The organism is Vibrio sp. 2CM40D, assembly GCF_023161825.1.
Lineage (GTDB): Bacteria > Pseudomonadota > Gammaproteobacteria > Enterobacterales > Vibrionaceae > Vibrio > Vibrio alginolyticus.
The window spans coordinates 430,629-448,873 of the sequence record NZ_JALNTL010000001.1 but is presented as its reverse complement, the minus strand read 5'-3'; the positions used below and the strand labels follow the sequence as shown (position 1 = coordinate 448,873).

18 protein-coding genes are annotated in these 18,245 nt (G+C 44.6%); 10 read left to right on the top strand and 8 right to left on the bottom strand.

The annotated features are described in order from the left end of the window. The first annotated feature begins 36 nt into the window (after positions 1 to 36). A complete protein-coding gene (locus MTF70_RS02130; RefSeq protein ID WP_005380272.1) occupies positions 37 to 1,041 on the top strand; it encodes an FAD:protein FMN transferase in 1,005 nt (334 codons plus the stop codon). A gap of 22 nt (positions 1,042 to 1,063) precedes the next feature. Further along, on the top strand, positions 1,064 to 1,297 hold the full coding sequence (gene nqrM / locus MTF70_RS02125; RefSeq protein ID WP_005380273.1) for a (Na+)-NQR maturation NqrM: 234 nt from the start codon (positions 1,064 to 1,066) through the stop codon (positions 1,295 to 1,297). 158 nt (positions 1,298 to 1,455) lie between these two features. Here nqrM and MTF70_RS02120 read toward each other — a convergent pair whose 3' ends face one another. Beyond that, the gene (locus MTF70_RS02120) at positions 1,456 to 2,673 is read right to left on the bottom strand and encodes a response regulator (protein WP_005380276.1); all 1,218 of its coding nucleotides are present in this window, start codon (positions 2,671 to 2,673) and stop codon (positions 1,456 to 1,458) included. Between the two features lie 187 nt (positions 2,674 to 2,860). Between MTF70_RS02120 and MTF70_RS02115 the strand changes: the two genes are divergently transcribed. Beyond that, positions 2,861 to 3,094 (top strand): DUF2789 domain-containing protein, encoded by a 234-nt coding sequence (locus MTF70_RS02115; RefSeq protein WP_005380277.1) that lies wholly within the window; start codon positions 2,861 to 2,863, stop codon positions 3,092 to 3,094. Between the two features lie 112 nt (positions 3,095 to 3,206). After that, on the top strand, positions 3,207 to 4,235 hold the full coding sequence (gene dinB / locus MTF70_RS02110; RefSeq protein ID WP_230238387.1) for a DNA polymerase IV: 1,029 nt from the start codon (positions 3,207 to 3,209) through the stop codon (positions 4,233 to 4,235). On the opposite strand, the gene MTF70_RS02105 is transcribed toward dinB, so the two are convergent. Next, a complete protein-coding gene (locus MTF70_RS02105; protein ID WP_205461147.1) occupies positions 4,232 to 6,157 on the bottom strand; it encodes a RecQ family ATP-dependent DNA helicase in 1,926 nt (641 codons plus the stop codon). The genes dinB and MTF70_RS02105 overlap by 4 nt on opposite strands. A 76-nt stretch (positions 6,158 to 6,233) precedes the next feature. Between MTF70_RS02105 and MTF70_RS02100 the strand changes: the two genes are divergently transcribed. Both MTF70_RS02100 and MTF70_RS02095 read left to right on the top strand, forming a co-directional pair. Next, entirely contained in the window at positions 6,234 to 6,713 is a 480-nt protein-coding gene (locus MTF70_RS02100) for a GreA/GreB family elongation factor (RefSeq protein ID WP_005380280.1), read from the top strand. Between the two features lie 61 nt (positions 6,714 to 6,774). After that, positions 6,775 to 7,518, top strand: a complete 744-nt coding sequence (locus MTF70_RS02095; protein WP_005380283.1) for a YggN family protein — start codon at positions 6,775 to 6,777, stop codon at positions 7,516 to 7,518. A gap of 90 nt (positions 7,519 to 7,608) precedes the next feature. Here the strand turns inward: MTF70_RS02095 and MTF70_RS02090 are convergent, their stop codons facing one another. Beyond that, the gene (locus MTF70_RS02090) at positions 7,609 to 10,155 is read right to left on the bottom strand and encodes an Ig-like domain-containing protein (RefSeq protein WP_053304077.1); all 2,547 of its coding nucleotides are present in this window, start codon (positions 10,153 to 10,155) and stop codon (positions 7,609 to 7,611) included. Between the two features lie 378 nt (positions 10,156 to 10,533). Here MTF70_RS02090 and MTF70_RS02085 point away from each other — a divergent pair, with 378 nt between their 5' ends. After that, entirely contained in the window at positions 10,534 to 11,898 is a 1,365-nt protein-coding gene (locus tag MTF70_RS02085; protein ID WP_005391763.1) for a sodium-dependent transporter, read from the top strand. Positions 11,899 to 12,002: 104 nt separating this feature from the next. On the opposite strand, the gene MTF70_RS02080 is transcribed toward MTF70_RS02085, so the two are convergent. The 5 genes from MTF70_RS02080 to tsaA all read right to left on the bottom strand — a co-directional run bounded on the left by MTF70_RS02080 (position 12,003) and on the right by tsaA (position 15,881). Then, a complete protein-coding gene (locus tag MTF70_RS02080) occupies positions 12,003 to 12,194 on the bottom strand; it encodes a DUF4250 domain-containing protein (RefSeq protein ID WP_033905530.1) in 192 nt (63 codons plus the stop codon). Further along, positions 12,191 to 12,400, bottom strand: a complete 210-nt coding sequence (locus MTF70_RS02075; RefSeq protein ID WP_033905529.1) for a YaeP family protein — start codon at positions 12,398 to 12,400, stop codon at positions 12,191 to 12,193. The genes MTF70_RS02080 and MTF70_RS02075 overlap by 4 nt, the downstream gene beginning before the upstream one ends. Positions 12,401 to 12,511: 111 nt before the next feature. Next, positions 12,512 to 13,180, bottom strand: coding sequence for a tellurite resistance TerB family protein (locus MTF70_RS02070; protein ID WP_042521399.1), 669 nt, complete (start codon positions 13,178 to 13,180; stop codon positions 12,512 to 12,514). A gap of 178 nt (positions 13,181 to 13,358) precedes the next feature. Continuing rightward, positions 13,359 to 15,074 (bottom strand): proline--tRNA ligase, encoded by a 1,716-nt coding sequence (locus MTF70_RS02065; RefSeq protein WP_042521401.1) that lies wholly within the window; start codon positions 15,072 to 15,074, stop codon positions 13,359 to 13,361. Positions 15,075 to 15,185: 111 nt separating this feature from the next. Further along, positions 15,186 to 15,881: a tRNA (N6-threonylcarbamoyladenosine(37)-N6)-methyltransferase TrmO gene (tsaA, locus tag MTF70_RS02060; RefSeq protein ID WP_005380294.1), complete on the bottom strand. Its 696-nt coding sequence runs from the start codon at positions 15,879 to 15,881 to the stop codon at positions 15,186 to 15,188. 123 nt (positions 15,882 to 16,004) lie between these two features. Here tsaA and MTF70_RS02055 point away from each other — a divergent pair, with 123 nt between their 5' ends. The 3 genes from MTF70_RS02055 (at position 16,005) to MTF70_RS02045 (ending at position 18,211) form a co-directional block, all read left to right on the top strand. Further along, the gene (locus tag MTF70_RS02055) at positions 16,005 to 16,265 is read left to right on the top strand and encodes a type B 50S ribosomal protein L31 (protein WP_005380295.1); all 261 of its coding nucleotides are present in this window, start codon (positions 16,005 to 16,007) and stop codon (positions 16,263 to 16,265) included. 3 nt (positions 16,266 to 16,268) lie between these two features. Then, positions 16,269 to 16,394, top strand: coding sequence for a type B 50S ribosomal protein L36 (gene ykgO, locus MTF70_RS02050; protein WP_005380299.1), 126 nt, complete (start codon positions 16,269 to 16,271; stop codon positions 16,392 to 16,394). 230 nt (positions 16,395 to 16,624) lie between these two features. Further along, positions 16,625 to 18,211 (top strand): AbgT family transporter, encoded by a 1,587-nt coding sequence (locus MTF70_RS02045; protein ID WP_005380301.1) that lies wholly within the window; start codon positions 16,625 to 16,627, stop codon positions 18,209 to 18,211. The last annotated feature ends 34 nt before the right edge of the window (positions 18,212 to 18,245 follow it).

Sequence of the window (18,245 nt, the reverse complement as noted above, 5' to 3'; positions counted from 1 at the left end):
TTCCCATATCAATTCAACAACATTGGGAGTTAACAAGTGAAAAAGTGGCTTGTTGCATTTGCTTCTCTATTGATTTTGGCTGGCTGTGAGCAGCCAGCCGATCAAATTCATTTAAGTGGCCCTACCATGGGGACTTCTTACAACATCAAGTATATCGAGCAAGATGGTATTCCAACGCCAAAAGCGATGCAGACAGAAATTGATCGCTTATTGGAAGAGGTTAATGACCAAATGTCGACCTATCGTGACGACTCAGAGTTAAGTCGTTTTAATCAGCATCAAACGAGCGAGCCATTTACAGTTTCGACACAAACTGCAACGGTAGTGAAAGAAGCAATTCGCCTTAACGGTCTTACTTTAGGTGCATTGGATGTGACGGTCGGCCCTCTAGTTAACCTGTGGGGGTTTGGTCCAGAAGCTCGTCCAGATGTAGTTCCAACCGATGAAGAACTCGCTGCTCGCAAAGCAAATACCGGTATTCACCACCTATCTGTTGATGGTAATACACTGTCCAAAGACCTTCCTAACTTGTACGTCGACCTATCGACGATTGCGAAAGGTTGGGGGGTTGACGTGGTTGCTGACTACCTTCAATCTGAAGGGGTACAGAACTTTATGGTCGAAGTTGGCGGTGAAATGCGTCTCAAAGGTGTCAATCGTGAAGGTGTGCCTTGGCGTATCGCAATTGAAAAACCGACCGTTGATGAACGTTCAATTCAAGAAATTATTGAACCAGGCGACATGGCAATTGCAACAAGTGGTGACTATCGTAATTACTTTGAGAGTAATGGTGTGAGATACTCTCATATTATTAATCCACGAACAGGCAAACCAATTCATCATAAAGTGGTGTCTGTAACGGTATTAGATAAATCGTCGATGACTGCTGATGGTCTTGCAACTGGTCTTATGGTGCTAGGTGAAGACAAAGGCATGGCAATTGCGAACGAAAATAATATTCCTGTTTTCATGATTGTGAAAACGGAAGATGGTTTTAAAGAGTTGGCTTCGGAAGCATACAAGCCATTCATGAAGAAATAACAACAGAAGTGAGCATGTTTTTATGAATACATTTCTAATTACCTTTGCTGTGTTTGTCGCGGTAATCACTGCAATGGCTGTCGGATACATTTTCCAAAAGAAAGTCGTGAAAGGTAGCTGTGGTGGCTTAGGGGCAGTTGGCATCGAAAAAGTGTGTAATTGTCCAGAACCCTGCGATGCGCGTAAAAAACGTGAAGCGCGCGAGGCTGCGCGTGCTGAGAAATTGGCGGCGTGGGAAAAAGATAGAATTGCTTAGTATTGGTTAATCGTACTAAGAAAGTGATAAAGCTCAGCGTTCTGCTGAGCTTTATTTTTAGGCAGCTAACCAAAGCTCAGATGTCCGAGAAAGAGCCCAATACCGTGTTTTGTTGTTTCTTTCTCTCATGTTACAGAGCAAGACCACACCGATAGTCATTAGGACGAAGAAATGATTTGGTTACGTCCGTTCTCTTTGGCCATGTAAAGTCGCTCATCCGCCACTTTTATTTGTTGTTCCAGCTCCCCCTCGATGTTGCTTACACCAATACTCGCGGTCACAAGAATGTTTTTGTCCAAATAAGTTATTGGCGTTTTTTCTATGCGCTGTCTCATTTGTTCTAAGCGTGTTAGAAAGCCGTCATAGTCGCCACTGGCTTGAATACAAAACTCCTCGCCACCAAGCCTAGCGACAATATCATTTGGAAAATAGATTTTTAGAATATTCGCTATCATGACTAACACTGCATCGCCGCCCTCATGTCCGTGTGTATCATTTACTTGCTTAAAGAAATCGATATCAAGCATCGCGATGTTTCTTTGAGCGTTTTCTACATGGGGTTGCTCAAACAGAAAGCGGCGGTTCCATAAGCCCGTTAGCGCATCTTGATTTGCCATTTTAAACAGTTCAGATGTTGCGTCTTTGATATCTAACAGTTGGTGAATACGGCAAAAAAATTCTTCTTGATTAAATGGCTTGTATAAAAAGTCATTGGCCCCTGCTTTTAGAAACCTAGCCGTCATAGTCTTAGAGTTACTACCCGACAAGCCGAGAATGGCTAATTGATTTTTATCCCACTTCCGACGTAATTCACGCACCATAGTAATGCCATCTTTAACGGGCATATCATGGTCGGTTAAAACGAGAGTGATATCTGGATTTTGCTCGACAAGCTCTAGGGCTTTTTGCCCATTGTCAGCTTCCAACGTCTGAATATATTGATGCTCCAAAAGTTGGGCAATGTGTCTTCTTACGGTGTGTGAATCATCAACGACTAAACATTTGTGTTGTTGATTGTTGGTTAGTCGCTTGAGGAGTGGTAATAGATAGGAAACGGACGCCATGCTGTCTTTCAAAATATAGTCGAGGACACCTTTTGCAAGCATCTTTTCGCGAGTGTCTTCTTGAAATCGAGCCGTTAAAACAATGACACGATGACCATGTTCCAAAACGAGGTCAATAATCTCGCCATCTTGAGCATCCGGTAAACAATAGTCTAAAACCGCACAGAAGAGGTCCTGTGCTGAAGATAACAAGTTCTTTGCCTCCGCGTAGCTTTCCGCTGCGATGACCTCATAACCAGCTTGGCTTATTGTTTGGCAAAGAAAGTTTTTAAATGCACGACTATCTTCAACAACCAGAATCTTATTACTCAAGCGCAGTCCCCAAAATTAATTGTTTAAAATCAATGATAACTAAAATTAAACTTATCGCCATCAAAAAACACATGTCAACCAAAAGTAGAACAACTACTCAAATGTTTGACACGCATCCGTTAACATCACATCATTATTCCTGTCTTAGTTATATAATTATGTTTAGCTAACGTAGGGAGAAAGTAGTATGGAAATGCATCAACATGGTATGGCTGAGCTATTTCAACAACTGGGCCTCGGTAGCTCTCCTCAAGAAATGAAAGATTTTATTAATCAACATCGACACAAAAGAGATTCTGCGCCTTTACATGAAGCTAGCTTTTGGACGATGTCACAGGCGAACTTTCTAAAACAAGCCATCGAAGAAGATGCAGATTGGGCCGAATTAGTCGATCAATTGGACGTAATGCTTCGAGATTGACGTTCGCTTAAACACGCCCATTTCTCTTCAGGTAGATTTGATTTATACTGTTTTTTTGAACAGTGCTTTGATGGCTATGTCAGATCGAATTAGAAAAATTATTCATGTCGATATGGATTGTTTTTATGCTGCCGTAGAGATGAGAGATAACCCCAGTTACCGTGGCATTGCACTCGCTGTTGGCGGACATGAAAAGCAGCGTGGAGTGATTAGCACCTGTAATTATGATGCGCGTAAATATGGTGTTCGCAGTGCAATGTCAACGGCGCGCGCGCTGCAACTCTGTCCTCATTTGTTGGTTGTGCCCGGTAGAATGCATGTATATAAGCAAGTCTCTCAGCAGATTCGTGCTATTTTTGAGCGTTATACGCCTATCATTGAACCTCTCTCATTGGATGAAGCATACCTCGATGTCACGGACTCGACAGCTTGCCGTGGCTCCGCTACGTTGATCGCAGAGTCAATTCGCCGCGATATCTGGAGTGAACTTGGGTTGACGGCATCGGCGGGCATTGCTCCGATAAAGTTTCTTGCCAAGGTCGCGTCAGACATGAACAAGCCCAACGGTCAGTTTGTGATTCCGCCAGAGAAAGTCCAAGAGGTTATCGATAGTCTTCCGCTAGAGAACATTCCTGGTGTGGGGAAGGTGAGTCTTGAGAAGCTCCACCAAGCCGGTTTTTATCGATGTGAGGACATTAAAAACAGTGACTATCGAGAGTTGTTGAGGCAGTTTGGTCGTCAGGGTGCCTCCTTATGGCAGCGAAGCCATGGAATTGATAATCGAGAAGTCGTTGTTGAGCGCGAGAGAAAGTCCGTCGGTGTGGAAAGGACATTCAGCCAGAACATCGCAACCTATGATGAATGTTGGCAAGTGATTGAGGAGAAACTTTATCCTGAACTCGAGAAACGTTTAGAGCGTGCAAGCCCAGATAAGTCGATTATTAAACAAGGTATTAAAGTCAAATTTGCCGACTTTCAACTGACAACAATTGAGCACATCCATCCGCAATTAGAGCTTGAGGACTTCAAGATCTTGCTAAGAGATATTCTTAAACGCCAAAATGGACGGGAAATTCGCCTTTTAGGCTTGAACGTGATGCTCAAGCCCGAAGACCAAGCGCGTCAATTGAGCTTTTTTTAGGCCCTTACCGTTTCTACCTGCGTTAATACCTGCTCAAAACTTACATTTGCCATTGCACCATAACCTGCTAGCTTTGAGGCTTTTAGCTGGCTAATCAAAGGAGTGCTGATTCCGCACAAGAAGCGAGCAACGGCATCATTACTGATGGCCGATGGGGAAAGCTGAATAAACTCCCGCGCCCATATCGATACTTGAGATTGTTCAATATCTTCAGGTTCTGGTGCTGTGAATGTGGCGACGTGACCACGACACACGGAGCAGTGACCACATTGCTTTGGTGCATCGTGATCCGCAAAGTAGTTCGCCAATTGTGAGCTCAAACAGTGCTCGGACTGGAACAAGTGCAGCATGGTGTGGATTCTTTCGATATCTTTGCTTTCTTTGGATTGGAACAGTTCATACAGTTGTTGGATTAAAACATCCGAGCTCTGTTTGGTTGGCATAACTGAGTACACGTCCGTCAGTTGTTTGCTCTCTAGTTCTATCCAGCCGTTCTGGTGAAAATAGTCGAGCGCTGCGACAACTCGGCTGCGTTCCGATTGATAGTTCATCCATAGCGCTTCTAGATCAACTTGGCACCACACTTTGGCTTTTTGTGAGCAGGAAAAAATAGCCTCCACAAATTGACGTCGCTCGCCTTGAAATTGATTCACAATAAATTGCTGATCGTGCAAAAACTTAAACCGATATTCCGCAAAGTAACTGTACTTTGCTTCAATGACATTATGTAGCTCCAAATAAACCAACAAGGTTTTGAGTGGCAATTGGCGGATATTACTTTCACGCGACAAACGCAGTGGCACTACCTCCCATTGTGGAGCATGTTCTTTCGCTTGCTCGACTACATAGTTAATTGACGTAAATTCTGGTGTGTCACCATAGACAAAATTCTCCAACACCGTTAGGCCGGACGTATTGCCTAGCAGAATGCACTCCGAGCGTTGCCCGTCCCTGCCTGCACGTCCAATCTCTTGTGCGTAGTTCTCGATTGATTTGGGTAAGTCGAAGTGAATGACGCGTCGAATATCAGATTTATCGACCCCCATACCAAATGCAATCGTTGCAACAATACAGTCAATTTGGCCATCCATGAACTGCTGTTGGATTTGTTCACGAACGTCGCTTTTCATGCCAGCGTGGTATGCGTGAGCGTTAATGCCAATATGGATTAATGACTTTGCTACTCGTTCTGCTGTTTGCTGCTGCGTCACGTATACGATGGTCGGAAGCTTAGGTGAAGAGGCGATGATCTCACTGAGCTGTTCTTGTTTCTTTGTTGCCTCACACGGGATCACCGAGATATCCAGATTAGAGCGGTAGAAGCCTGTAACGGTAATATGTTCACTGGAAATATCGAACTTTTTTTGCATGTCTTCAATAACTGCAGGCGTTGCCGTTGCGGTGAGAAGTAAAGACTGTGGGATGTTCAGTTCACGTTGATATTGCGGTAGTTTGAGATAATCTGGACGAAAGTTATGCCCCCATTCGGAAATACAGTGCGCTTCATCAATGACCATCAAAGAAATCGGTACTTGGCGAATGAATTCACGAAAACGCTCATTTTTTAGTCGCTCAACAGAAATCATCAAGATTTTGATTTGTCCATTCTTCACGCCAGCCATGACCTGTTGTGCTTCTTCTCTACTTTGACTGCTATCGATAGAAGCGGCCGCGATTCCTTTACTTTGTAAAAAGCTCAGTTGATCCTTCATTAACGCCAACAACGGAGAGATCACCAACGTAAGGTTGGGTAATATGGTTGCAGGTAGTTGATAACAGAGTGACTTCCCCGAGCCTGTAGGAAAGATTGCCGCAGCAGAGTAACCATTCATAACGGCTTCAATAACGGGTTGCTGACCTTGGCGTAATGAGTCAAAACCAAATACAGATTGAAGTGTTTGATGCAGCGAGTCACTTTGCATAATAGGGAAACCTTTCTTTGATGGTAAACTTGGCTACATTAACACACCCCGAATACTAAACGCGCGTCCTAAAAGTATGAACAAAGCTGACTTAGTCCAAATTATCATCCAACATCTGGAAGAAAAACTTCAAGTTGCCCATTCATCGGCTCAGCGAGCTATCGATGCCGCCACAGATGAAGAAACTGTTCCCGAGCACAAGTACGATACATTGGCACTTGAAGCCGCGTATCTTGCTCATGGACAAGCCATGCGAATTCAAGATAGTGAAGAGGAGTTGCGTCAATATCGTTCTTTAGTGACTCGTAACTTTAAGAATGCGCCTGTTGGTGTTGGTGCTTACGTTGTTCTCGCAGATGAGAATTTGATCGAAAAGCACTTCTTTGTAGGCCCTTGCTCTGGTGGTTTGACTGTTCAATATCAGACTCTGGAAGTCTTTGTCTTAACAGCCAAATCTCCTCTGGGTCGAGCGTTGTTCGGGAAAGAAGAGGGTGATGAGGTTGACGTGAAAATAGGAGATAAAACAACTTGTTACGAAGTCGTGACGATTTGCTGACATCTCATGTATCACTCAGTGTTATGTTTAACACGAGTAATGTTAAATAAAAGAGAATGACATGAAAAAGCTTTTTACACTCTCATTGCTGATGGTCAGTGCTACTGGTTATGCAGCGCAGTGTCGTGTGGACATCAATAATGAAGTCCGTATGGATGGGCAAAGCTTGGAAATTCGCCAAACGACAGGTGATAAAGCTGTCGTGGATGAGGATAACAACCTCTTCATCAAAGGTGAGCTAATTGAACTCAATGCCGACCAAAAAGCGGCAATTGAAGACTATCGCGAAAAAATGAACGCGTATATTCCACAAGCAAAGCAATTGGCGAGTGATGGTTTAGCGCTTGCGAATGATATTATTGATGATGTTGCGGAAAGCCTCGATGCACCTGGTGCGTTTGATAATGTAAAAGTCGCAGTAAAGGACTTTTTCGCTGATGTTGAATCACGTTACTACAAAGATGGTGATTTCATCCTGCCTGCGGAGAGTTTTGAGTCTATGACACAAGGGTGGACTGAAGACTTTGCAAAAGCACAAGAGATCTTCAATAAAGAGTTTTTAGCCAGTTCGTTGGATGCTTTATCGAAAAAAATGAAGGAAGAGGGAGGGATAAACCTCACTGCATTATCAGAGAGTATGGCTGAACTCAGCGCGAAAGTAGAAGAGCGTTTAGCCGAGCATTCGAAAGAGGTAGAACAACAAGCAGAAGACTTGTGCGATTCGCTGGATGACATGGCAGGGCAAGAAAACGATCTGTTGAAGAAAATCCCTGAGCTAAAAGATTACCGAGTATTTACGATTTAATTACTCATTAAAAAGCAAAAACTCGATGAGATAAAGAAAGAGAGCACTATTGTGCTCTCTTTGCGTTTTACTCGCTTATTCTTTGATAGCTTATTGCGCATTCATCTCGGTGAGTTTATCGCCGACAGGTTTTGAGAAGTTAAAGCCATCATGCTGATCCCAGTTGATAGACCATGTCATTACTCCTGCATAATTCGGGTAATGGTACGCTGGTTTAACGGTGCCACATGAAGTGCCTTTGGTTAAACAATCTAGTGCGTTGATAATATTCTGTGTTGGAGCCTGCCCTGAATTTGCCGAGCTAGGACCTGAAGGTAAACCGATTGCGACTTGATCATCGCGCAATGGTGCAAATTGAGTGCCGTCGGCCAACTCAAAACCTTCGATAAGCATTTTAGATTGCGCTACCATCATATCCACAGAGCCTTCTGGTGCACTGCCTGGCAGGTATGGGTTTGGCAAACCGCCGTTGTTATATAACTGGACGTGAAGCAAGTCGAGCGTGCTGCGTGTCTCGTTTATCACAGGAATGTAAGCTCCCCAAATACCGCTGTAAGCCACATAGCCGCCTTGAACATAAGGGTGCTCAGGCGCCATGGTTAGGTACATATCTCCACCCATGTTTTGCTCTATTTGAAGCAAAGCACGACCAAGGCGAGCTTGAATTTGCGAGCCATGAACTAAGTTAGAACCACTCTCTAAATCCACATCTAGACCATCAAAGCCCCACTCAGCGATAAGACCTGTTAGGCTAGAGACAAAGTTGGCTTCATCTTGGTCGGTATTCAGCGTAATCGTGCCTTCTGCGCCGCCAAGAGAGAGAACAAACTTCTTACCTTTAGCTTGAAGCGCTGCCATGTCCTGCTTGAATTGTGTTGGATCGAGTGCTGGACAATCGCTGTAAATATCGCCTGAATATAGATTAAAGTGCACAGTGCCATCACTGTTGCGATCATTTTCAGCAAAGGCAATATCAATCACATCCCAAGCATCTGCCATATCTGCTAGACGAATTGGACAGCCCGCACCATTTACAAAATTGTGCCAGTAACCGATGAGTTTATGGCGTTTCTCTACTTGCTCAACCACCGTTATTGCTGCGGCGTCAGACAGTGCATTGCTTCCTGACAAATCCACAGCTTGGGCGCTAACTGTAAAGTTACCAAGTGCAGTTGGTGTCCAGTTGGCTGTGTAAGGTGCTGTGGTATCGGTTGCAACAATAGAGCCGTTGATCATGAAATCAACGTGTTTAATGCCTGAAGTTAAAGACGTTGCATCGGCGCTTAATGCGAGACTTTTGCCTAATCCGACGGTTTGACCGCTGCTTGGTGAAGTCAGAGAGACGACCAAATCTTTATCGCTGACTTCCACACCAACCAGGGACTCTGACGTGTTGTTATCATTATCGGTTGCGACGGCTTTAAGCTGGTTAGCGCCAATAAGTGTGGCGTTCCAAGTAACGGAATATGGCGCTTGAGTGGTGACCCCTAAGCTGGTGTTGTTCGCAAAAAACTCAACTTGCGTGACTGTGCCATCAGCATCGCTTGCGTTTGCCGTGATTTCGTTATTGCTGCCAGCGAGCACGACTTGTCCATCCGTTGGTGCCGTAATGGTAACTTGCGGTGGTGTCGAACAAGCACCTAGGCCACTCCAAGCATCTTGCCAGTATAGCCCTTCACCAGGCTCGTAAGCCCATGTCGCATCCGAGGAGCACCAACCAGCAACATCACAACGATATTTTTGGTTGAAGTGAGAAATCAGGTCGCCAGCTTGATAACTTGTGCCTGCCACATAAGGTACTGCATCTGCACATCCGCCCGTTCCGGTTTCTGAATTACTAATAACCAGCGCTACTTCTTGGCTCATCGTTGCGAGGTTTGTATCATCAGTCGCTTGTGCTTTGAACGAGTATGTACCTGGACTAGCGGTCCATTGATATTCGTAAGGTGCGCTAGTATCAATGGCGACAGATTGATTGTTTACGAAGAACTCAACTTGTGTGACCACACCATCAATATCGTCAGCTTGAGCGGCTACGGTTAGGTTATCGCCTACATTAAGCACTTCTGTGCCTACTGGGCTTGTCAATGAAATGCTTGGTGGCGGTAATTCGACTTGTGGTTGAACTTGGATAGAAATCGTCGTGGTGCTAACAGCTCCCTCATTATCTGTCGCAATTGCGGTCAATTGCGAGATCCCTTCAATAGCTGTCCAAGAAGCTTCGAATGGTGCTTGAGTTACCACAGCAACGGTTTGGTTGCCTGCAACAAACTCAATTTGTGTGATTTGGCCATCTTCGTCAGTTGCGTTGGCTAACAAAGTGATCGCACTGCCTTCGGGAATTTGTGCGTTGTTTATTGGAGAGGAGAACGACACCGTTGGTGATAAATTGTTGCTTCCACCATCACATTGCCCTAACGCTTTCCATGCTTCCCAAGATCCTGAGTTGGTCACGGGATCATTGCCTTGCGTCCAATATGCAGCCTCATAAGCGGCTCCTTGCGTTTTTACTAAAGCGCCCGATGTATAAGTCGCAGTGCTGTCCCAGTCGGGTAAACTTTGACAGTTATAGGCTTGAGCTTGGTAGCTGGCGCTGAGTGCTACAACCATCGCTCCGTGAAGTAGGGTGACCTTCATTTTCCTCTCCTTGAATCATGGGTATAAATGAGAACAGAGTAATAACTAGCTGATAAATAGACATTAGGGGGAAAAAGCGAAGCACAATATTCTGCTTTTCGACACAGTATCACGAGGAACAGTTCGTCCCTTACACCAGAGCTCATTATTTTTCGGCTCACTTCACGGCAGAAGGATTGGTAAAATTCAGCCACGTAAAACGAACAACAGTCGCGAGGCTTTTGAGCGATGAATATGAGATGTACGTTAAAATTTACAAGCTGAATGACTACAAATTGTTTCAACTGTCGAGGATTTAACCGAGGTGCTCTTGTTGAATAGTGAATATTGCTATAGTGTACTAGTTAGCTAGTTCAATGATATTTTTGTGTGAGTAGTATGACACAGCAAACCTCTTCTCAGCCTCGCGAGCATTTTGGCTCTCGTCTCGGGTTCATCTTAGCTGCCGCAGGTGCCGCAGTTGGCCTTGGCAATATTTGGGGCTTCCCAACTCAAGCAGCCAGTAATGGTGGCGGTGCTTTCCTGTTAGTTTATTTGGTGATGATTCTTATCGTCGCATTTCCGATGCTGGTGGTTGAAATGGCGATTGGTCGCCATGGTCAAGCCAACCCTGTAGACAGTATGCGTGCAATCACAGATAACCCTGCCGGTAAAAAGCTCGGCGGCATTGTGGGTTGGATTGGTTTAAGCGTACCAAGCGCTGTCTTAGCGTTTTATTCAATTGTTGGTGGTTGGTTGATCTGCTTTTTACTGGGTGCAATCACAGATCTAATGGGGTTAGAAGCTGCAACTCAATGGCTAAAGGGCTTTAGTGTTGAACGTAACTTGTTCGGAACCATTACTTTTTATGTACTGACGATTCTCATCGTACAAGGTGGCGTAAAACAAGGTATTGAGAAGTGGTCCACACGTTTGATGCCAGCATTGTTTGTTTTGTTTGCTCTGCTATTTGCTTACATCATGACGCAAAACGGTGCGATGGAAGGTCTGAAACATTACCTAGTGCCGGATTTTGAAAAGGTATGGGACCGCAAGTTGATTCTTGCTGCAATGGGGCAGGGCTTCTTCTCGCTTACGATCGGTGGCTGTTCAATGCTGATTTATGGCTCTTACTTGAGTAAGAAAGAGAACCTACCAAAGATGGCGATGAACGTGACCATGGTAGATACTGCCGTTGCTTTCATTGCAGGATTAGTGGTGATGCCAGCGATGTTTGTGGCAATGCAAAAAGGCGTTCAGATCTATGCAGAAGATGGCTCTCTATTAAGCTCTGATACGTTGGTATTTACCGTATTGCCATTGATGTTTGATAGCTTAGGTTTGCTTGGTCAATTGTTCTCTATTGTGTTCTTCTTATTGCTGACGATTGCGGCGCTAACGTCCTCCATTTCAATGTTAGAGTGTCCAGTGGCTTTAGTGAGTGAGCGCTTCAATACTAAGCGCAGCGCAACGAGCTGGGTTTTAGGTGGTCTCATTGCCTTGTTCAGTGTGGTGATTGTTTATAACTTTGGCGCTCTGTTTGGTATGGTCGCGACGGTTGCTACTCAGTATCTACAACCAACCGCTGCGCTCTTATTCTGCTTATTTGGTGGTTGGGTATGGAATCGCAACTCAAAAATCAAAGAGCTTGAGCAAGGTTGCCCGGAGTTTACGCAAGGTTGGTTTGGTAAGTTATGGCCTGCGTATGTGAAGTTTGTATGTCCAATTCTTGTGGCGACAGTCATCTGGGCTTCATTTGGCTAACCGGGACGCCTATCGAATAAAAGAAAAGGGCTTGATGGTAACTCATCAAGCCCTTTTTGATATTGGTTATTCTCGTTTCGGTTATCCGCCAAGAATGGTGTTGATTAACGGAATTGTCCTGCTTCTGGAAGAAAGTCAAAACCAGCAGAAGCCAGTTTTGTCTCCAGTGCTGTGCGCTCGATATCGAAGAAAGCCACCAGTTTGTCCAGATCACCTCCGAAGTCATCGCGTAGCTTCATATTCACAATGCTCATCAGCATGACAGGGTCCATGGATTCAAAGTTCGTTAGATTCATGACTTATCCTCAAAATCTGAAATCAGTAGGTTTGCCGCAGCAAATGCCGCTTTTTCACGCACTTCTTTTGGTAGCGATTCATCCGCTGCAACATCGTTCAGTGCTTTAACTGCACATGAAATTGCTTGGGGAATATAAGCTTGATCGCCACTACCAATCTGAGCATAAAGCTCACGAACCAGTTCACAACAGCCGTATACTTGCATGTTTTCTTTCCACTAAATGATAACTTATCTCAATATACACACAGCGGATTTGAAACTCAAAGTACAGAGTTGTTTTGGCTCAAGTTGAAGGTTTGCTTGAGCGAGATTTAATCACTGCATTTGTGCTTCTAACTGCTGAGTGACTTCTGGTGAAAGTTGAAGTTGTTTTGCTAGTTCTTGCAGATACGCTTTTTCCATAAAGTTTTGTTCATCAGCGACGATCAAAGACGCTAGGTAAATTTCTGACGCTTGTTGAGGAGAGGTCGCCTGATTAGCAATTTCAGCAGGATCAAGCGGTTTGTTTAACTCTTGCTGAACGAGGTGACGAACGTGCTCATCTGCGCCCATATCCGCGAGAGCTTGTTCAATGCGCGCCATTTCCTCTTCATCAACGTGACCATCAGCTTTTGCAGATCCAATCATTGCTTTTAAAATTAAGACACTGTGTTTACTGTCATCGGGGTCAAAGGTTTCTTGAACACCTTGACCGGATTGCTTGGCTTGCCAGTCGTTATACACTTTGTAGGCCAAGGCTCCAAGCGCAGCTGCGCCACCGACTTTTAATGCGTTTGACCCTATTTTTTTAGTCATTTTTTTACTTTTCTTTGAGCCCATCAGCATACCGATGAGGCCTCCGCCTACAGCACCTGCTCCTAGCGTTTTTAGACTACTTGAATTTGATGAGGATTTGATGTTGTTGGTTTGTTTGCCCAATGCATCTGCACCTTGCTTAAGTAAGTCTGATTTGAGTGCTTGGTTTAGAAGACTTTTTAAATCCATAACTGACCTCCTTTAGATGATGAAATCAGTTTAATAGCAAGAAGCTGAACCAAAGATTAACAAAGTGAATAGTTCGAAAAAGGTGGAGGGAGGATGTTGAGCTGTAATAAAAAGGGCTGACCGAAGCCAACCCTTTTTAACTATTTGAAACTACTTCAAATGCGAACTCGTCTAGTGCTTACTTTAGTTGAGCTTTTACGTGCTCAACAATGTCAGTCATTGCGACTGCTGTTTTCTCACCAGTAGCACGGTTCTTGTATTCGAAGTTGCCTTCTTTCATTGAGCGGTCACCGATAATAATGGTATGCGGTACACCAATAAGCTCCATGTCAGAGAACATTACGCCTGGGCGTTCTTTACGGTCGTCAAATAGCACTTCGATGCCCATTGCTGTTAGCTCAGCGTACAATTTCTCAGCGGCTTCTTTCACTTCTTCTGACTTGTGCATGTTCATTGGAACGATCGCTACCTGGAATGGTGCGATTGCATCTGGCCAGATGATGCCGTATTTGTCGTGGTTTTGTTCAATAGCAGCCGCTACTACGCGAGTGATACCGATACCGTAACAACCCATTTCTAGGATGACGTTCTTACCATCAGGACCCAGTACACCACAGTTCATCGCTGCGGAGTAAGCGTTACCTAGTTGGAAGATATGGCCAACTTCGATACCACGCTTAAGCTGGATAATGCCCTTGCCACATGGGCTTGGGTCACCTTCCACAACGTTACGTAGGTCTTCAACTTGGCCAAGCTCTACATCACGACCCCAGTTAATACCGAAGTAGTGTTTGCCATCGATGTTCGCGCCCGCACCGAAGTCGCTCATTACCGCAACGCTGCGGTCAACAATGAACGGCAGTTTAAGGCCAACAGGGCCAAGTGACCCTGGGCCTGCACCGATAAGCGCACGAATTTCTTCTTCAGGTGCCATTTCCAGTGGAGCTGCAACCTGAGGAAGGTTTTCTGCTTTCACTTCGTTCAGTTCATGATCACCACGAATAATAAGCGCGATGATTGGCGCATCAACTTCGTCAGATGCTTTCACAAACAGTGTTTTCACTGTTTTTTCAATTGGTAGTTCGAACTGCTCAACCAATTCAGCGATTGTTTTCGCGTTTGGCGTATCAACCAACGTCATTTCTTGTGTTGGTGCCGCAGCCTCAGAGGCTGGAGCTAGTGCTTCTGCTTTTTCAATGTTTGCCGCGTAATCTGACTCGCTAGAAAATGCGATGATATCTTCGCCGCTTTCAGCCAGTACGTGGAACTCTTGAGAGCCGCTACCACCGATAGCACCGCTATCTGCAAGTACAGGACGGTAATCCAGACCCATGCGATCGAATGCTTTACAGTAAGCATCATGCATTGCGTCGTATGACTTTTGTAGTCCGTCTTTATCAATGTCAAAGCTGTACGCATCCATCATTGAGAATTCACGTGAACGCATTACGCCAAAACGTGGGCGTCGTTCGTCACGGAATTTAGTTTGGATTTGGTACAGGTTTAGCGGAAGCTGTTTGTAAGAGCTCACTTCATTGCGAACAAGGCTAGTGATCACTTCTTCAGCGGTTGGGCTAAGTACAAACGGACGAACATGACGGTCAGTAAAGCGAAGTAGCTCAGGGCCCATCTTTTCGCTGCGGCCTGTCTCTTCCCATAGTTCAAACGGCTGAACAACGGGCATCAAAGTTTCGACTGCGCCTGCATTGTCGATTTCTTGACGAACGATGTTTTCGACTTTACGCAGTACACGTAGACCAGTAGGTAGCCAGGTGTATAAACCTGAAGCCAGCTTACGGATCATACCTGCACGTAGCATGAGCTGGTGGCTCACTACTTCTGCGTCGTTTGGAGTCTCCTTCAGAGTAGAAAGAAGATAATTACTGGTACGCATTAAATTTATCCGTTTATTTAAGTTAGATACTCAAGCTTGAATAAGCAGGAGTATGGGAGTTCCCGAAAGGGAAATTTGTTAGCCGTCTATAATATCAGCCAATTGCGTTTGTCAAAAGCTTTCAATAGCGGTAACCGTTATTAAGTTGCTTGTTGCTGTGAACTTTACGTTCAAGTCGAACAAATTTACCGCATATTCTTTGTCGTCCGGTTTGTTTTTCTTATATGCAGGGCGAGGATCTTGTGCCAGAACTTGTTCAATGACTGATCTTACATAGTCAGTATCGGATCGATTTTCTATCGTTGCTAATGCTTGAGCAGAAAAGGTGACTTGTGACTTTTCTGGCTCTTGGTCTGCGTATCCGCCTTGTGCTTCCGAAATAGAATCCGAATAGGGGATATAAGGCTTAATATCCACAATCGGTGTCCCATCCACGAGATCTACACTGCCTAAATCAAGATAGATTTGATCGCCTTGCTTAGTGACTCCTTTCACTTCAACGGCTGACATTCCGATTCCGTTTGGACGGAAAGTCGAGCGCGAGGCAAAGACACCAATTCGTTCATTGCCGCCTAATCGTGGCGGACGTACAGTTGGTTTCCAACCAGCTTCCAGATTCTGATCAAATAGAAACAACAACCAAACGTGAGAGAACTGTTCTAGCCCACGCACTGCTTCAGGGCTATTTGCTGCACCTAACAGTTTTACGCGTGCTTTAGCCTCTGGTACTAAGCGTGGTTGGCGCGGAACTGCAAACTTTTCTTTGTACGGTGTCTCAATGACGCCGATGGGTTCGATGGAATACATGGTGGACATCTTTAAGAATTCATTGAGATGAAAAGTATCACAAATTTCTCTTGCTTTTCTTGTTGATAATGATTATTAATTAAAATGTTATAACATAACAATTTAATTGAAAGGAAAAGTATTATGAAACCAGGAATCCACCCTGAATATCGTCCTGTGGTGTTCCACGACACGAGTGTAGATAAGTACTTTGTCGTTGGTTCTACGTTGAAAACGGAGAGAACCATCGAATGGAAAGATGGCAAAACTTACCCTTACTTTACGTTAGATGTGTCGTCAGCTTCTCACCCGTACTACACCGGTAAACAGCGCGTTGTACAAACCGAAGGTCGCATTGCGAACTTCAACCGTCGTTTTGGTCAATTTAAGAGCGAAAAGGAATAAATCATGAAGGTAGTAAAATCATTAAAAAGTGCAAAAAGTCGTCATCCGGATTGCCAGATTGTAAAACGGAGAGGGCGTCTTTATGTCATTTGTAAAACGAACCCGAGATTCAAAGCTGTGCAAAAGTAATCAACCTGCATATATCTAACTTATGGTTTTTTTTTAATTGATAATATTGAGTTAATTATCTTACATGGATGAAATATCTACATTTTTATTCAATGTTGGTTATAAATGCCTCTGTTCGTCACAGTTTGTAACATTTAGGGCTTTTATTTGACCTTCTACTCAAGTACCCTTCGCACGCTTTTTGACATTTTTGTCACATTTGCATAGGAATAAAAACAAGGAGGGAACAGATGAGTTCATCTGATTCAATTAAACAAAACTCGCCTAAGAAGCCGCTGTTTACGCGCTTTTTGGATACTGTCGAATATTTGGGGAACTTATTACCCCACCCGATCACACTATTTGCCATTTTCTGTTTAGCCATTCTGGTGATGTCGGGTATTGCAGGATACTTCGAAGTTTCCGTAGTTGACCCTCGTCCTGAGGGTGCAAAAGGTCGTGCCGCGGATGGCATGATTCATGTCGTTAGCTTGCTTAACGCTGATGGCCTTGAGCTAATCGTTACCAATCTAGTGAAAAACTTTGTCGGCTTTGCACCTTTGGGTACGGTATTGGTTGCGATGTTGGGTGTTGCTATTGCTGAATACTCAGGCTTGCTATCTGCAGCAATGCGTGGCTTAGTCATGGGTGCATCTCAACGCATGGTAACAGTGACGGTCGTTTTCGCGGGTATCATTTCAAATACGGCATCAGAGCTTGGCTATGTGGTACTTATTCCACTGGCTGCAATGCTGTTCCATTCTTTAGGTCGTCACCCACTTGCCGGTCTTGCTGCGGCGTTCGCTGGTGTATCTGGTGGTTACTCAGCAAACCTACTTATTGGTACGGTTGACCCGCTGTTGTCAGGCATTACTGAAACGGCGGCGCAAATGATCGACCCAACTTACACTGTTGGTCCAGAAGTTAACTGGTACTTCATGTTTGTGTCGACATTCTTCATTGCAATCACAGGTGCGTTTGTTACTGAAAAAATTGTTGAGCCAAAGCTTGGCAAATACAGTGAAGAAGAAGCCTCAGAAGATTTGTCGAACGACAAAATGGGTGGCTTAACAGACATTGAGAAGAAAGGCCTAAAACTAGCAGGTGTTGCTGTACTGGTTGTTTCAGCGCTGCTTGCTTGGACGGTTGTTCCAGAAGACGGCATTCTACGTTCTGATGCAGGTACAATTGCAGGTTCACCATTCCTGAAAAGTATCGTGGCATTCATCTTTGTGTTCTTTGCTATTCCAGGCTTTGTGTTTGGTAAAGTTGTTGGCACGATGAAGACGGATCGCGATGTAATTGATGCAATGGCGAAATCTATGTCTTCTATGGGCATGTACATTGTATTAGTTTTCTTTGCGGCTCAGTTCGTTGCTTTCTTTAAATGGACTAACTTCGGTCAGGTATTCGCGGTTGCTGGCGCTAGCTTCCTGCAAGAAATTGGCTTAACTGGCCCAATGTTGTTCTTTGCCTTCATCCTGATGTGTGGATTTATCAACCTAATGATTGGTTCGGCATCGGCACAGTGGGCAGTAACGGCTCCGATTTTTGTTCCTATGTTGATGCTTGTTGGTTATGCACCGGAAACGATTCAGGCTGCTTACCGAATTGGTGACTCGACGACAAACATCATTACTCCAATGATGAGCTACTTTGGTTTGATTCTTGCCGTAGCGACTCGTTACATGAAGAACTTAGGTATCGGTACGCTGATCGCGACCATGCTACCTTACTCAATCTGCTTCATTGTAGGTTGGAGTGTGCTGTTCTACCTATGGGTATTCGTATTTGGTTTACCAGTAGGCCCTGGCGCAGCAACATACTACACACCGTAGAAAACGGTTACCTCACACAGCTCCATTATAAAAA

What these genes read in the sequence shown, in the direction of transcription:
- nqrM (WP_005380273.1), top strand. Translation starts at nt 1,064, where the DNA reads ATGAATACATTTCTAATTACCTTTGCTGTGTTTGTCGCGGTAATCACT.
- MTF70_RS02115 (WP_005380277.1), top strand. Translation starts at nt 2,861, where the DNA reads ATGGAAATGCATCAACATGGTATGGCTGAGCTATTTCAACAACTGGGC.
- dinB (WP_230238387.1), top strand. Translation starts at nt 3,207, where the DNA reads ATGGATTGTTTTTATGCTGCCGTAGAGATGAGAGATAACCCCAGTTAC.
- MTF70_RS02105 (WP_205461147.1), bottom strand. Translation starts at nt 6,157, where the DNA reads ATGCAAAGTGACTCGCTGCATCAAACACTTCAATCTGTATTTGGTTTT.
- MTF70_RS02100 (WP_005380280.1), top strand. Translation starts at nt 6,234, where the DNA reads ATGAACAAAGCTGACTTAGTCCAAATTATCATCCAACATCTGGAAGAA.
- MTF70_RS02095 (WP_005380283.1), top strand. Translation starts at nt 6,775, where the DNA reads ATGAAAAAGCTTTTTACACTCTCATTGCTGATGGTCAGTGCTACTGGT.
- MTF70_RS02090 (WP_053304077.1), bottom strand. Translation starts at nt 10,155, where the DNA reads ATGAAGGTCACCCTACTTCACGGAGCGATGGTTGTAGCACTCAGCGCC.
- MTF70_RS02085 (WP_005391763.1), top strand. Translation starts at nt 10,534, where the DNA reads ATGACACAGCAAACCTCTTCTCAGCCTCGCGAGCATTTTGGCTCTCGT.
- MTF70_RS02080 (WP_033905530.1), bottom strand. Translation starts at nt 12,194, where the DNA reads ATGAATCTAACGAACTTTGAATCCATGGACCCTGTCATGCTGATGAGC.
- MTF70_RS02075 (WP_033905529.1), bottom strand. Translation starts at nt 12,400, where the DNA reads ATGCAAGTATACGGCTGTTGTGAACTGGTTCGTGAGCTTTATGCTCAG.
- MTF70_RS02070 (WP_042521399.1), bottom strand. Translation starts at nt 13,180, where the DNA reads ATGGATTTAAAAAGTCTTCTAAACCAAGCACTCAAATCAGACTTACTT.
- MTF70_RS02065 (WP_042521401.1), bottom strand. Translation starts at nt 15,074, where the DNA reads ATGCGTACCAGTAATTATCTTCTTTCTACTCTGAAGGAGACTCCAAAC.
- tsaA (WP_005380294.1), bottom strand. Translation starts at nt 15,881, where the DNA reads ATGTATTCCATCGAACCCATCGGCGTCATTGAGACACCGTACAAAGAA.
- MTF70_RS02055 (WP_005380295.1), top strand. Translation starts at nt 16,005, where the DNA reads ATGAAACCAGGAATCCACCCTGAATATCGTCCTGTGGTGTTCCACGAC.
- ykgO (WP_005380299.1), top strand. Translation starts at nt 16,269, where the DNA reads ATGAAGGTAGTAAAATCATTAAAAAGTGCAAAAAGTCGTCATCCGGAT.
- MTF70_RS02045 (WP_005380301.1), top strand. Translation starts at nt 16,625, where the DNA reads ATGAGTTCATCTGATTCAATTAAACAAAACTCGCCTAAGAAGCCGCTG.